Annotated in this window: 11 protein-coding genes; 10 read left to right on the forward strand and 1 reads right to left on the reverse strand. The window is 63.4% G+C overall.

The genetic code is table 11. From position 1 onward, the window contains the following. The first annotated feature begins 65 nt into the window (after positions 1-65). From pyk to ACQ4WN_RS09735, 10 genes are all read left to right on the forward strand, one after another. Positions 66-1,526 (forward strand): pyruvate kinase, encoded by a 1,461-nt coding sequence (gene pyk / locus ACQ4WN_RS09690; protein WP_436521963.1) that lies wholly within the window; start codon positions 66-68, stop codon positions 1,524-1,526. A 197-nt stretch (positions 1,527-1,723) separates the two neighbouring features. Next, on the forward strand, positions 1,724-1,903 hold the full coding sequence (locus ACQ4WN_RS09695) for a hypothetical protein (protein WP_436551342.1): 180 nt from the start codon (positions 1,724-1,726) through the stop codon (positions 1,901-1,903). A 359-nt stretch (positions 1,904-2,262) separates the two neighbouring features. Next, complete coding sequence (locus tag ACQ4WN_RS09700) at positions 2,263-2,574, forward strand: hypothetical protein (RefSeq protein ID WP_436551343.1); 312 nt, start codon at positions 2,263-2,265, stop codon at positions 2,572-2,574. A gap of 39 nt (positions 2,575-2,613) precedes the next feature. After that, positions 2,614-3,387 carry an NYN domain-containing protein gene (locus tag ACQ4WN_RS09705; protein WP_436551344.1) on the forward strand — a complete coding sequence of 258 codons (774 nt, stop codon included), beginning with the start codon at positions 2,614-2,616 and terminating at the stop codon, positions 3,385-3,387. Between the two features lie 207 nt (positions 3,388-3,594). Next, positions 3,595-4,101, forward strand: a complete 507-nt coding sequence (locus ACQ4WN_RS09710; protein WP_436551345.1) for a sigma-70 family RNA polymerase sigma factor — start codon at positions 3,595-3,597, stop codon at positions 4,099-4,101. A gap of 8 nt (positions 4,102-4,109) precedes the next feature. After that, entirely contained in the window at positions 4,110-5,075 is a 966-nt protein-coding gene (locus ACQ4WN_RS09715; protein WP_436551346.1) for a FecR domain-containing protein, read from the forward strand. A gap of 98 nt (positions 5,076-5,173) precedes the next feature. After that, positions 5,174-7,678 (forward strand): TonB-dependent siderophore receptor, encoded by a 2,505-nt coding sequence (locus ACQ4WN_RS09720; RefSeq protein WP_436551347.1) that lies wholly within the window; start codon positions 5,174-5,176, stop codon positions 7,676-7,678. Positions 7,679-7,753: 75 nt separating this feature from the next. Then, positions 7,754-8,122 (forward strand): hypothetical protein, encoded by a 369-nt coding sequence (locus ACQ4WN_RS09725; protein ID WP_436551348.1) that lies wholly within the window; start codon positions 7,754-7,756, stop codon positions 8,120-8,122. Between the two features lie 595 nt (positions 8,123-8,717). Then, the gene (locus tag ACQ4WN_RS09730; RefSeq protein ID WP_436551349.1) at positions 8,718-12,419 is read left to right on the forward strand and encodes a PAS domain S-box protein; all 3,702 of its coding nucleotides are present in this window, start codon (positions 8,718-8,720) and stop codon (positions 12,417-12,419) included. 13 nt (positions 12,420-12,432) lie between these two features. Continuing rightward, entirely contained in the window at positions 12,433-13,428 is a 996-nt protein-coding gene (locus tag ACQ4WN_RS09735) for a response regulator (RefSeq protein WP_436551350.1), read from the forward strand. 11 nt (positions 13,429-13,439) lie between these two features. Here the strand turns inward: ACQ4WN_RS09735 and ACQ4WN_RS09740 are convergent, their stop codons facing one another. Then, positions 13,440-14,036, reverse strand: coding sequence for an RES family NAD+ phosphorylase (locus ACQ4WN_RS09740; protein ID WP_436551351.1), 597 nt, complete (start codon positions 14,034-14,036; stop codon positions 13,440-13,442). Positions 14,037-14,097: the final 61 nt, after the last annotated feature.

The following is a 14,097-nucleotide window of genomic DNA, read 5'->3' on the forward strand; positions in this document are numbered from 1 at the left end:
CGCACCAGGACGGCCGGCCCACAAGGCTGGCCCTTGTAGCAACTCATTATAGAAAGCAGCACACCATGACCATGCAAGTACAGCAACGCGCCACCAAGATCGTTTCCACCATCGGCCCTGCTTCGAACGATATCGATACCCTCGTCCGCATGTTCAAGGCCGGCGTCGACGTCGTGCGCCTGAACTTTTCGCATGGCAAGGCGCAAGACCATATCGACCGCGCCCGCATGGTGCGCGAAGCGGCAGCCCTGTGCGGCCGCGAAGTGGCCATCATGGCCGACTTGCAAGGGCCAAAGATTCGCGTCGGCAAGTTTGAAGAAGGCAAGATTTTCCTGGAAAACGGCGCTTCCTTCATCCTCGACGCGAAGTGGGGTGAAAACGGCGAGCTGGGCAACCTGGAACGCTGCGGCCTCGACTACAAGGAATTGCCGCGCGACTTGCGCACCGCCGACGTGCTGCTGCTCAACGACGGCTTGATCGTGCTGACGGTCGATAAAGTCGTCGGCAGCGAAATCCACACCACCGTCAAGATCGGCGGCGAATTGTCGAACAACAAGGGCATCAACCGCCAGGGCGGCGGCCTGTCCGCGCCGGCCCTGACGGCGAAAGACATGGAAGACGTGAAAACGGCGATGAGCTTCCAGGCCGATTACGTGGCCGTGTCCTTCCCGAAAAACGCCACCGACATGGTGATGGCGCGCCAGCTGGCCAATATCGCCGGCGAAGCGTGGGACCATAAGCCGATGATGATCGCCAAGATCGAGCGCGCGGAAGCCATTCCTGCCTTGCAGGAAATTCTCGACGCTTCCGACGGCATCATGGTGGCACGCGGCGACCTGGCAGTCGAGGTGGGCAATGCGGCCGTGCCGGCCTTGCAAAAGCGCATGATCAAGATGGCGCGCGCGTCGAACAAACTGGCGATCACGGCCACGCAGATGATGGAATCGATGATCGTCAACGCCGTGCCGACCCGCGCGGAAGTATCGGACGTGGCCAATGCCGTGCTCGACGGCACGGACGCCGTCATGACGTCGGCCGAAACGGCCTCGGGCCGCTATCCGATCGAAACGGTGGAAGCCATGGCCGCCATCTGCCTGGACGCGGAAAAATGGGATACCTGCAAGCTGGACGCCGATTTCCTCAACGCCACGTTCTCGCGCATCGACCAGTCGATCGCCTACGGCGCCCTGTTTACGGCCCATCACCTGCGCGTGAAAGCCATTGCCACCCTGACGGAATCGGGTTCCACGGCACTGTGGATGAGCCGCTGCAACATCGACATCCCCATCGTCGCGCTGACCCCCAGTGTGGGCACGCGCCGCAAGCTGGCCCTGTACCGCAACGTCAGCACGCTGGAACTGACGTCCGGCACCGACCGCGACAAAGTCTTGCAACAGGCGGAAGACTTGCTGCTGGAACATAAGGTCGTGGCCAAGGGCGACACCGTCGTGCTGACCTGGGGCGAGCCGATGGGCAAGGTCGGCGGCACGAACGCGCTGAAAATCATGAAGATCGGCCAGCACTAAGCATGGCATAGTTGGAAACGGCGTAAGCCGGCTTGGCGCTGCGCGCACAAGCCGGCAAGCGTCGCTGCAGACTTAAGAATGCCTGAAACAGGCGTCCACACCGGCGAACCGCAGGCTAGATGCGCAATCAGCCGTTGCGGCGCCCACATTTCCGTGTCAGCATGGTTTTCCTGCCTTCCGAGGCGACTCCGGAGTCCATGATGAGTACCTACCTTCCTGCCTTGATCTGGTCGCTATCGGCCTTCGCCTGCCTCTACATTGCCAAACGCCGCTGCTTGAAAACAACTGTCTTGCGGGCAGTCCTGGTGGTTTTTCTGGGACCGTTTGCCATTCCCTTCGTGCTGGCCGCAAGCCCAGAGACCCGCCATCGGGCATAATCGCCCGCGACCAGCTGATCGAATACGACAGTATATAAAGCACTAGCAGCCACGTTGAAACAACAGTTTCCAGGCATCAGTGGCCACTGGCATTGACGCCGGACGTTCGCCCCGTTGGCCGAGGTGACCGGCTGCGGCCGGCCCTGAACCTGCCCGTCCCGGGCGCCCTCGCCAGGTCCCGTGGCCAGGCAACTGGTGCGATCGGCTCGCGCGTGAGAAGATAGATACTTTCCCATTTGGCAATTGAAAGAACCGTCAAGATGAAACCCGGATATGCTGCTGTATTGATGCTCATGCTCGCTTGCACGGCCCAGTCCCGGGCGCAGGACGCATCATGCGATGCGGACGACAGAGCGGCCGTGACATCGCTCGATGCACTCCCTGCCCAGGTTCAGGACTTGCTGGGGCGCGCCAGGCCGGGCATCGACGGGATCGCGGACATCGGTGGTAAATTCAATCCGAGCGATGTTATCCTCGATCAAACCGTGCCGATGCGCAGGCTGATTGGCGGTGTCGCAGGCCAGCGCTGCATCTCGCTGACCGTCGAATACGGCGGCGTGGGTCACTATGAAAAAAAACTGGAGTACCGCTTGATTGCGCATAGCTGGGTGCAAATAAAGGGAGCGAATGCGGAATGGGCGCCTGCCGCCTTGCCACCGGGGATACGCTGATGCTGACACCACCATCTACCGGCTCTTTCAGGAGTGAACGTGAAACCGAATGACATGCGCATCGCCTTGTTGATCGATTGCGACAACGTGAGCAGCAGCGCCGTAGAAGGCGTCCTTGCCGAGCTGGCCAAGCATGGCACCGTCAATGTGCGGCATGCGCATGGCGACTGGAAGAGCAGCTATCTGAGTGGCTGGGTAGAAAAACTCCATCCCAATGCGATACGTCCCTTGCAGCAGTTCGCGTATACCAGTGGCAAGAATGCGACGGACGCTGCGATGATCATCGATGCGATGGACTTGCTGTACAGCAAGAACGTCGACGGCTTCGCCTTGATGACGAGCGACAGCGATTTCACGCCGCTGGTCATGCGGATCCTGGAGAGCGGCTTGCCTGTCTTCGGCTTTGGCGAACGAAAAACGCCTTTGGCCTTCGTGCAAGCGTGCTCGCAGTTTATCTACATTGAAAACCTGGTGCCCGCGTCGCAAGTGGCGGCGGGGCAGGCAACGGCCGAGGCCGAACCCGTTCGTGACAGCGCGTTGATCGAGGATCCCGTCCTGACGCAACTGTTGCTCAATGCCGTGAGTCAGACTTCCGAGATCGACGGCTGGTCCCATTTGAGCAAGGTCGGCAAGTACGTGTCCAATACCAGTTCTTTTTCGCCCATCAACTACGGTTACAAAAAACTCAGTGAAGTCTTGCGCGCGAGCGGCATATTCGATATCGAGATGCGCAGCGATAACACGGCGATGTATGTCAAGCCCAACATCGTGCGGCATGCGCCGGCGGCAGCGAAGCCCGCGCAAAAACGTTAAGCAGGCGTTGAGGGGCTGGTAATGAAGAGCTTGTATATGAACCGCCAGCAGCCACACTGAAACAACAGTTTGCCTGGATGGACGGGCGCCGGCATTGACGCAGGCGTGCAGTGTTTGCGATAATGAGAATTATTCTCAGTTGGGTGGCGTGTTCCACCCGGCTATCGCAACCCCTCTACCTTGCCGCTTGCAGCGCAGGAGTCCCTAGTGAACATTGCGCAGTCCGGCGAATCGATCGCAGTCATTTACAGCAATCATCATGGCTGGCTGATGCGCTGGCTGCGCGCCAAGCTGCAGTGCGCGGACCATGCGGCCGACCTGGCCCACGATACCTTTGTGCGCCTGCTGACGGCCCCGCAAGGAGGCCGGCAAACCTTGCATGAACCGCGCGCCTACCTGACCACCGTGGCGCAGCGCTTGCTGATCGACCATTACCGGCGCCTGTCGCTGGAGCAGGCGTGGCTGGAAACCCTGGCGCAGCAGCCCGATCTGCTGATGCAGTCGCCGGAAGAGCGTTTGCTGGTGCGCGAAGCCTTGCAGCGCATCGATACCATGCTCGATGGCTTGCCGCCGCTGGTGCGCAGCGCCTTCCTGCTGGCGCATGTCGACGGCCTTGCTTACGGGGAAATCGCCCGGCGCCTGGCCGTGAGCGAGCGCAGCATCAAGCGCTACATGGTGCAGGCGTTTGAGCGCTGCATCCTGCTGATCCTGTGAGCGCCAGCATGATTGCCATCGATCCCGGCGCCGCGCGGGCGGCAGCGCAATGGCTGGTGCGCCAGCATGCAGGCGCCTTGACCCCCGACGAGCAGCAAGCGTTCCAGACCTGGCGCGCCAGCGATCCCGCGCACGAAATGGCGTGGAAGCGGGCCGAGCTGGTGTGCGGCACCCTGGCCAGCGTGCCGGCCGCGCTGCGCCAGACGGCGGACACGGTGCCAACATCGCCGCAGCGGCGCGCCGTGCTCTACGGCCTGGCCGGGCTGATCGCGGCCGGGCCGGCACTGTGGCTGGCCAGCCAGTCGGCACCCTGGCAGGCTTGGCGCGCCACCATCCGCACGGCCAGGGGCGAAATCCGCCACTTGACCTTACCAGATGGCACGCAACTGGCGCTCAATACGGACACGGCCATCGACCTGCGCTTTGACGGCGCGGCGCGGCTGGTGCTATTGCATGCGGGCGAACTCCATGTCGCCACGGCGCACGACGGGGCCGTGCCAGCGCGCCCATTCCTCGTGCGCAGCAGCAATGGCGTCGTGCACGCGCTGGGCACGCACTTCAGCGTGCGCCACGCTGGCAGCGTGCTGGCGCCGCGTACGCAGGTGAGCGTCAGCGAAGGCGCCGTCGAGATACAGCCAAGTGAAGCCCCCGGCGCCTTGCGCAGGGTCGATGCGGGCCGGCAGGGCAGTTTCGACGACCGTGCCGTTTCTGCCTTGACGCCGCTGGCGCCGCACGCTGCCGGCTGGCTGCAGGGCGTGCTGATCGCCGAGCGCATGCCGCTGGGCGAGGTGCTCGAACAGGTGGCGCGCTATCGCTACGGCGTGCTGCGCTGCGATCCGGCGCTTGCTGCCATGCCCGTGGATGGCATTTTTCAGCTGAACGACCCGGACAACATCCTGCTCTTGCTGCAGCGCGCCTTGCCGATCCGGCTGGTGCGTCGCACGCGCTACTGGATCAGTGTCGAGGCGGCTTGACGTCACTTGCAGAATTTGCCGTTTGCCTGTCCCTTTTTTCAGATTGCTCCGTCATACAAGGTAGAGAACGAACAATCCGAACCATCGAAAGGGCTTACATGGCTTTGCAGCACCGCATCCTTGCACCATTTTCACCAGCGCGACTGACGCTCCATCCCACCACGGGCGCCGTGCGCGCCGCGCTGGTCCTGTTCCTTGCCGTGGGCGCGGCCGGCGCCAGTTTGCCGCAGGCCGCGCTGGCCGCCGAGTCCGGCGCTGCCGCCAGCGCGCGCGCCTATCATATTCCTGCCGGCAGCCTGCGCGATGCGCTGTCCACGTTTGCCATCGCCGCAGGGATCAACCTGTCCACCCAGGGCGTGGCACTCGACGGCCTGGCGACGCCGGGCTTGCAGGGGCGCCATGGCGTCTCCGCCGGCTTGCAAAAACTGCTGCAGGGCAGCGGCCTGGAAGTGACGGATGGTGGCAATGGCAATTATCTGTTGCGTAAAATCAATACCAGCACGGCCGATGGCGGCCTGGCCAGCATGCCCGCCGTGATCGTCAGCGCCGAGGCGGACCGCGCCACGGAAGGCACGGGTTTATACACGTCGAGGAATATGTCGACCGCCACGGGCTTGAACCTGTCGCAGCGCCACACGCCGCAAACGGTCAGCGTCATTTCGCGCCAGCAAATGGAAGATTTCGACCTGACCACCTTGCAGGACGTGGCGCGCGCCACGCCCGGCCTGTATGGCAAGACGCAGGGCGTGTCCGACCAGGAAACCACGTATTTTGCGCGCGGTTTTGCCTTGAGCCACGTGAATGTCGATGGCTTGCCGCTCGATGTCACGGGGTTCAATGAACGCAACGTCTCCGCCGACATGCTGATGTACGACCGCGTGGAAGTGGTGCGCGGCGCCACGGGCCTGATGGAAGGGGCGGGCGCACCGTCGGGCAGCATCAACATGATACGCAAGCGTCCCACGGCCACGCCATTGCTGAACGCGTCTGCCCACCTGGGCAGCTGGAAGGACCGGCAATTGACGGTCGATGCCAGCAATGCGCTGAATGAATCGGGCAAGGTGCGCGGGCGTGTGGCGGCCAGCTGGCGCGACAGTGACAGCTTTGTCGACGTGGTCAACAATACCAACGGTACCGTGTATGCGATCGTGGAAGCGGACCTGACGCCATCGACCACGGCCGGCATCGGCTTTTCGCGTCAGCACAGTCGCACCGACGGCGTGTTCGTCGGCTTGCCGACCTTGCTTGACGGCCGTCACATGGACTTGCCCCGCTCGACTTTCCTGAATAATGCCGATTCCTTCCAGAAACGCGATAACAACGTGGTCTTCGCCGACCTGGAAACGCAGCTGGAGAAGGGCTGGCGCAGCCGCTTCGCCATCACGCGCATCGATGCCTCGTCAAGCACGCGCAACACCACGAACAGCCGCGTCGATGGCGAAACGTATTTGCTGGAACAGTCGGAAACGGGCTGGAAGTACAACACGCAACAAGTGGTGGCCGACTGGCGCTTGAGCGGCCCCGTCACCTGGTTCGGCCGCCAGCATGACCTCATCGTCGGCGCCAGTTACCGCCATGACGACTCGGATGCGGGCCAGAGCTGGGAAGGCGCGCAAACGCGCGTGATCGATATCCGCCACTGGAATCCGCGTGCCTACCCGATGCGCGGCGGGCCGTTCGAGCCCTATAACTGGGGCCGCAAGACGGACGAGAAGGGTATCTATGCGGCCGGCAATTTCAGCCTGGCCGATCCGCTGCGCCTGGTGCTGGGCGGACGCTTCGGCTGGTATGCGCAGGACGTCACGGGCTGGTATGCCAGCAACCCGACGTGGCGCCGCGACCTGACGGAAAACGCCAAGTTCACGCCGTACGCGGGCCTGGTCTACGATCTGGACCAGCACCATTCCCTGTATGCGAGCGGCACGCAGATCTTCCAGCCGCAAAGCGTGCTCGATGTACAGGGCAATACCTTGCCGCCTTTGAGCGGCAGCAACCTGGAAGCGGGCGTCAAGGGAGAATATTTTGGTGGCAGGCTCAACGCCAGCGGCGCCTTGTTCCGCATCAAACAAAACAACCGCGCCATGACCGATGAAGTCAATTGCCCCACGGGCGGCGCCATCTACTGCGCCCGCGCTGCCGGGCAGGTGCGGAGCGAAGGCGTCGATCTGCAATTGTCGGGCTCGCCTTTGCCGGGCTGGCAGATCGCGGGCGGCTACACCTATGTACTGGCCAAGTATACGAAAGATAGCGTGACCGCCAACATCGGCCAGCGCATCGCCACCGATGAGCCGAAGCAATTGTTCAAGCTGTACACGAATGTGCAGCTGAGCGGCAGCCTGGCGCGGTGGAATATGGGCGCCTCCGTGACTGCACAGGACAAGATTGACCGCCGCGACACGGCTTACCTGACGCAGCAGGGCGGCTACGCCATCGTCGGGCTGACGGCCGGCTACCGTCTCAGCGAGCAGCTGCAGCTGCGCGTGAATATCGATAATGTGCTGGACCGCCGCTATTACCAGGGCCTCGGTTATGCCTGGTCGGGCGGGCTGGAACGCTACGGTGCGCCGCGCAGCGTGCTGCTATCTCTGAACTACAAGCTGTAGCCGTGGCGCCAGCGGAGCGCGCCCGTCGGGGCGCCTCTGCTACACTGCCGCCGTCTTCATTTTCACACTGCTCCCATGTCCGCTACGCCAGTCCTGACGCCCCTGAAAAACGCTTTCCAGCTATCGCGCGCCGAGAATAATATTGAGCTGATCCTGCCCGAACTGCTGGCCGCGCAACTGCATGTCGTCATCGGCGGGCAAAGCGAGCAGATCGACCTGTTCCTCGTGCCATCGCCCAATCCCGAGCGCCAGTGCGTGACGGTGGCGGAAGACCTGGCCTTCCTGAGCGGCATCGCGTTCCCCAAGATTCCCGTCACGGGCGCGCAATTGCTCGCCTCGATTCCGCCCGGGATCGAGATCGTCATCCTGCATGGCGACGGCGCCAACTACCTGACGCGCGAGCAGCTGGCGTGGTTTCGTGGCATGCTGACACCCGGCGCTTGAAGCCGGCGCGCGCCGAATGGATCCGTTTTTCGCCGGCCGACGATGCAAGTTCTCATGCGGAGATGATGGCCGATCTGCGTCACGTGCTGTGGCGCAGCGAGGGTTGCTGTGCCAGATCAAGGACGAACTGAGCCGCCGCTGTAGACTGGCCGGTCTTCCTGTCAGCGAGACGGCTGGCCGAATCCGCCAGCAATCCGGGGCCAGCCGCGCACGCTGGCCGCAGGCACAGGCGGCCATTGTCGTATCGCCGCCGCAATAAATATCATTTTTGATAACTATATTGCTGAAGTCCTATGAATATGTTCGCAAAGCAACTATACTCATGGCTCTTTAAAAAATCATCGTCACGCTGGCGGCCAGACATCCGCGCCAGAGTTCGTACGCATTCCGCTTTTTCACTCTGTAAAAGCACCTTTCCCCCGCGCGGCAGGCGCGGGCGTGATGACCGAGCCTTGCCCTGGTCGACTGCTACCGTTGTCATTTCCGCTGTGTTGCCGCTTTAGTAAAAAGCGTGGCGCCGGCGCGCGCGGTGCGCCGTCATGTTTTGCGACGTCACGTTTCACTCACCTTATGCCACGACAGTATGCTTAGTTCCATGTTTGATGTATCGGACAACACGCTTGCCTATATCTATGGCACGCACAATGCCTGGCTGGTGCTGTTTTCCATCGCTATCGCCATCTTTACCTCGTTCATGGCGCTGCAGATCGCCGGCATGGCGCGCAGCAGCGAGCGCGGCTTCCAGCGCCAGACAGCCATCATCACGGGCGCCATCGCGCTCGGCGGCGGTATCTGGTCGATGCACTTCATCGGCATGCTGGCCTTCGACATCTGCACGCGTGTGTCCTTCGAGCCGAGCCTGACTCTGCTGTCCATGCTGCCAGGGGTGGCCGCTTCGTGGGTGGCGCTGCACTTGCTGGCGCGCCCGCGCATCAGCTGGCGCCAGCTGGTGGTGGGCGGCGTGCTGGTGGGGCTGGGCATCGGTTCCATGCATTACAGCGGCATGGCCGCCATGCAGACTTCGCTGACCCTGCATTACCAGCCCTGGCTGTTCGCGCTGTCGCTGCTGGTGGCCGTCGTCATGGCCATGCTGGCGCTGTGGATACGCTTCGGCCTGAGCGCCTTTTGCCAGCGCCTCAGTGCGCTGACTGCGCTGCTGGTCAGCAGCGTCGTCATGGGCCTGGCCATTTCGGGTATGCATTACACGGGTATGCTGGCGGCGCGCTTTTCCGGTACGCCCACGGCAGGCGAAAACACGATTACCGTGCAAGCCTCGTTCGTGGCCCTGGCCGTGGCACTGATCACCGTCACCCTGACCGTCTTCGTGGCCGCCGCGAACGGCTTGCTGCGCTACCGCCAGTTGCTGCGCCACGCCAGCGTCAGCGAGTCGCGCCTGCGCGCCATCGTCGACACGGCCGCCGATGGCCTGATCACCATCGATGGCCAGGGCAAGGTGCGCTCTTTCAATCCCGCCGCGGAAAGCCTGTTTGGCTGGAGCGAAGCGCAGATCGTCGGGCGCGACGCCAGCGTGCTGCTGCAAGCAGCCGACGGCGCCGAGTACGAGGGCTATCTGCGCGACTACCTGGACACGGGCGCCTCGCGCATCCTCGACAGCGGACGCGAACTCGATGGCCGCCACAAGGATGGTGCGGTGCTGCCCATGCGCGTGGCGATCGGCAAGATCGACACGCCGGGCCAGCCCCTGTTCGTGGCCTTCGTGACGGACATGCGCTCTTCTCGCAGCATGGAGCAGGCGCTGAAGGACAGCGAGCGCCAGTACCGTACCCTGATCCGCAATATCCCCGGCGTGTCCTTCCACTGCAGCTTCGCGCCCGAATGGAAGACGATCTTCATCAGCGATGCCGTCTTCAACCTGACAGGCTGGATGCCGCAGGACTTCGTCGAAGGGCGGGTCAGGCTGTTCGACCTGGTGCATCCGGACGACCGCCAGCGCGTCAACGATACCTGCGTGCAGGCGGCCGGCGAAAAACGCGACTTCGAGAACGTCTACCGCATGATTCACCGTGACGGGCGCGAGCGCTGGGTGCGCGAAAGCAGTGGCCCCGTGCTCGATAACGATGGCGTGGTGCGCTGGATCGACGGCGTCATCCTCGACATCACGGAAAGCGAATTGCGCAACGCCGAATACGAAGGCAAGGTGACGGCCATCTCGCGCGCGACGGCCGTCATCGAGTTCGACCTGCAAGGGCGCATCCTGGCGGCTAACCAGAACTTCCTCGACCTGGTTGGCTACCAGCTCGACGACGTGCTGGGCCTGCATCACAGCATCTTCTGCGAACCGGATTATGTGACCTCGCCGGACTACATCGCGTTCTGGCAGCAGCTGGCCAATGGCCAGTTCAACACGGGCGAGTACAAGCGCATCGACAAGCATGGCCGGGAAGTGTGGATACAGGCCTCGTACAACCCGATCTTCAACACGGACGGCAAGCCGTTCAAGGTGGTCAAGCTGGCCACCGACGTCAGCGAGCGGCGCGCCATGCAGGAAAACCTGCGCGCGGCGAAAGACCGCGCCGAGCTGGCCGCCGAATCGAAGACCAGCTTCCTGGCCAACATGAGCCATGAAATCCGCACGCCGATGAACGCCATCATCGGCTTTACGGAAGTGCTGCTGGGGACAGCGCTGGACAGCCTGCAGCGCCGCCATCTGGGCACGGTGCGCCAGTCGGCGCGTTCCCTGCTCGAACTGCTCAACGACATTCTCGACACGGCCAAGCTGGAAAAAGGCGCCACCGAGCTGGAACTGGTGGACTTTTCGCTGCCGGACCTGGTCGACCATGTGGCGGCTTCCCTGCGCATCACGGCGCAGGCGCGCGACCTGGTGTTGCATGTGGATGTCGATCCGGGCATGGCCCAGTTCTTCCTGGGCGACGCGCGCCGGGTGCAGCAGGTGCTGACCAATCTGATCGGCAATGCCGTCAAGTTCACGGAAGTGGGCCATGTGCGCGTGGCAGTCGGCATGCAGGGCGAGCAGGTGCATATCGCCGTGCAAGACACGGGCATCGGCATCCCCGCCGACCGCCTGGACAAGATCTTCGCGCCGTTTACGCAAGCCGATTCCTCCATGAGCCGGCGCTTTGGCGGCACGGGCCTGGGCACGACGATTTCGCTGCAATTGGTCGAACTGATGGGGGGCACCATCACGGTGGAAAGCACCCTGGGCGTGGGCAGCGTGTTCCACGTGCTGCTGCCGCTGGCGCCGGGCAAGGCCGTGTTGCGCCGCAGTGAGCAGCCCGTGGTGGCTTTGCCGCCGCTGCGCATCCTGGCGGCCGACGACGTGCCGCAGAACGTGGAGCTGCTCCTGATCAGCCTGGGCGCGGCCGGTCACCAGGTGATCGCCGCCAGCGATGGCGAGAGCGCCGTGCGCGAGTTCAGTAAAGGCAGCTTCGACATCGTCCTGATGGACGTGCAGATGCCGCGCATGGATGGCCTGGAAGCGACGCGCCTGATTCGCGCGCACGAGCGCGAACAGGGCTTGAAGGCGACACCCATCATCGCGCTGACGGCCAGCGTGCTGGAACAGGACCGGCGCGCCGCGCAGGCGGCGGGCATGAACGGTTTTGCTTCGAAACCGCTTGAAATGCACAAGCTGACGGCGGAAATTGCCCGCCTGCTCAATATCGCCGTGGCCATGCCGGCTCCTGCGTCCGGCGCGGCGACGCGTGCGGCCGCCGGCCAGGTGGACTGGCAGCGTGGCATTGCCCTGTGGGGCGGCCGCGAAGCCTTGCAGCGGGCCATTGCGCGCTTCGTGCAGGCGAATGGCGATTGCGCCGCCATGCTGGCCGCGGAGCTGGAACGTGGCGGCAGCAGCGTGGCTGGCCACCTGCTGCACCGTATCAAGGGCGCGGCGGGCAACCTGTGCCTGGTGCAGGTCGAAAGCCTGTTGGAACGCATCGAGCAAGCGATCGCGCGCCAGCTGCCGGCGACCGAATTGCTGGTGCAGCTGGCTGCCGCCTTCATGGCCCTGGCCGGCGAGCTGGAGGAGGGCACCATGGCGACACCGGCGCAGGCCAACGCAACGCCTGATGCCGCCGTACCGCTCGATGCATCGGTCGCCGGTGCCTTGCTGCGGCAAGCCATCGCCAGCCTGGAAGGCGGGCAGCTGGACGACCCCTTGATGGCGCAGATCGCCGCCATGCTGGCGCCGCACGGCCAGCAACAGCGCCTGCAGGCGCTGGCCAGCGCCATCGACGACTTTGAATTTGCGCGCGCCGCGGGCGTGCTGCGCCAGCTGCTGGCGTGGCTGGCAGCACCTGCACCTGCCGACCTTTCCTGATATTGGGCTAACGATGACCTTACACGAAGACAAACCGATCCTGCTGCTGGTGGACGACGAAGCGACGAATCTGCAGGTGCTGCGCCAGATCCTGCAGGACGATTACCGCCTGCTGTATGCCAAAGATGGCGAGAAGGCGCTGGAACTGGCGCAGAACAATCCCGTCGAACTGATCTTGCTCGACATCATGATGCCCTCCATGACGGGCTATGAAGTGTGCCGGCAGCTGAAAGCCATGCCGGCCACCGCGTCCATCCCCGTCATTTTCGTCACCGCCCTGTGCGACGTGAAGGATGAGGCGGACGGCTTTGACGCCGGCGCCGTCGACTACATCACCAAGCCCGTCAGCCCGTCCATCGTGCGCGCCCGCGTGCGCACGCATCTGTCGCTGGTAGACGCCGAGGAATTGCGCCGCTCGCGCCTGCAGGTGATCCAGACCCTTGGCCAGGCGGCCGAATACAAGGATAACGAGACGGGCATGCACGTCATCCGCATGAGCTATTACGCGCGCCAGCTGGCGCTGGCGGCCGGCTACAGCGCGGCGCATGCGGAAGATTTGCTCAACGCGGCCCCCATGCACGACGTGGGCAAGATCGGCATCCCCGACGCCATCCTGCAAAAGCCGGGCAAGCTCGATGCGGACGAATGGCAAGTCATGCGTCGCCACGCGGAAATCGGCGCGGCCATCATCGGCGAGCACGCGGGCGGCCTGCTGAAAATGGCGCGCACCATCGCCCTGACGCACCACGAGAAATGGGATGGCAGCGGCTATCCGCAAGGATTGAAAGGCGAGGAAATCCCCCACGAAGGCCGCATCGTCGCCATCGCCGACGTCTTCGACGCCCTCACCAGCGAACGCCCGTACAAGCCCGCCTGGACGGTGTCGGACGCAATCGCCACCATGCAGCGCGACAGCGGCACGCACTTCGACCCGCAGTTGCTGGCGCTGTTCGTGGAACACTTGCCGGCCATGCTGGAGATCAAGGACAAGTGGCGCGAGCCGGCGTAGGGCGTATCAAGTCAGGGCGGGTTCACGCGCAGGTGATCGGCAAGCAGGCGCGCGTATGCATCAGTGTTGCCGAATTGCACGTTTGAGCATGCCATGCTTTTGCCCAATGTTGCCATATGGCGTGACGATATCGCATAGGCCAGTTTGCCGGGCTGGCGGCGCGATGGATACATGAAGCCGTGAATTGCGCCGGTCTCTTGCGCAATGATCTGATCCAGCTGCCAGCCCAGCCATTGGCACCAGGCGTGATCGGGACTGCGCAATTGATCGTAAATACCAAGCCGGCTGGCTGCCAGCCCTGTCAGGTCGAGCAAGTTCAGGGGGATGGCGAATGACAAGGTTGCGATCAGCGCTAGTTCTGCCCTGCGCGCGATGTAAAACGTGCCCGGGCGCGTGACATCGTTGCAGTAAAGCTGAGCTTCCCAGGCCGCCGTGTAGGCATCGTCCGCGATATATACCCAGTGATAGGGGAAACCGTCCGGGCCGGCCAGCTCGGCAGGTGGGCCGAAGCGGTAGGTGCGTCCGACCTTCGCCGGCCAGATGGATGCTGTGTTCCACGCCGCGCGCACCAGGGCCTGGTCGGCTTGAAAGGTGACGACATTGCGCAATAGTTCAGCGCGTAGCGATGCCAGCGCCGGCAGGCGCGCAGCTATTTCTGGCGGGATAGGT

This window comes from Janthinobacterium pasteuri, from assembly GCF_051380775.1.
Taxonomy (GTDB): domain Bacteria; phylum Pseudomonadota; class Gammaproteobacteria; order Burkholderiales; family Burkholderiaceae_D; genus Janthinobacterium.

What these genes read in the sequence shown, in the direction of transcription:
- ACQ4WN_RS09695 (WP_436551342.1), top strand. Translation starts at nt 1,724, where the DNA reads ATGATGAGTACCTACCTTCCTGCCTTGATCTGGTCGCTATCGGCCTTC.
- ACQ4WN_RS09730 (WP_436551349.1), top strand. Translation starts at nt 8,718, where the DNA reads ATGTTTGATGTATCGGACAACACGCTTGCCTATATCTATGGCACGCAC.
- ACQ4WN_RS09715 (WP_436551346.1), top strand. Translation starts at nt 4,110, where the DNA reads ATGATTGCCATCGATCCCGGCGCCGCGCGGGCGGCAGCGCAATGGCTG.
- ACQ4WN_RS09720 (WP_436551347.1), top strand. Translation starts at nt 5,174, where the DNA reads ATGGCTTTGCAGCACCGCATCCTTGCACCATTTTCACCAGCGCGACTG.
- pyk (WP_436521963.1), top strand. Translation starts at nt 66, where the DNA reads ATGACCATGCAAGTACAGCAACGCGCCACCAAGATCGTTTCCACCATC.
- ACQ4WN_RS09725 (WP_436551348.1), top strand. Translation starts at nt 7,754, where the DNA reads ATGTCCGCTACGCCAGTCCTGACGCCCCTGAAAAACGCTTTCCAGCTA.
- ACQ4WN_RS09735 (WP_436551350.1), top strand. Translation starts at nt 12,433, where the DNA reads ATGACCTTACACGAAGACAAACCGATCCTGCTGCTGGTGGACGACGAA.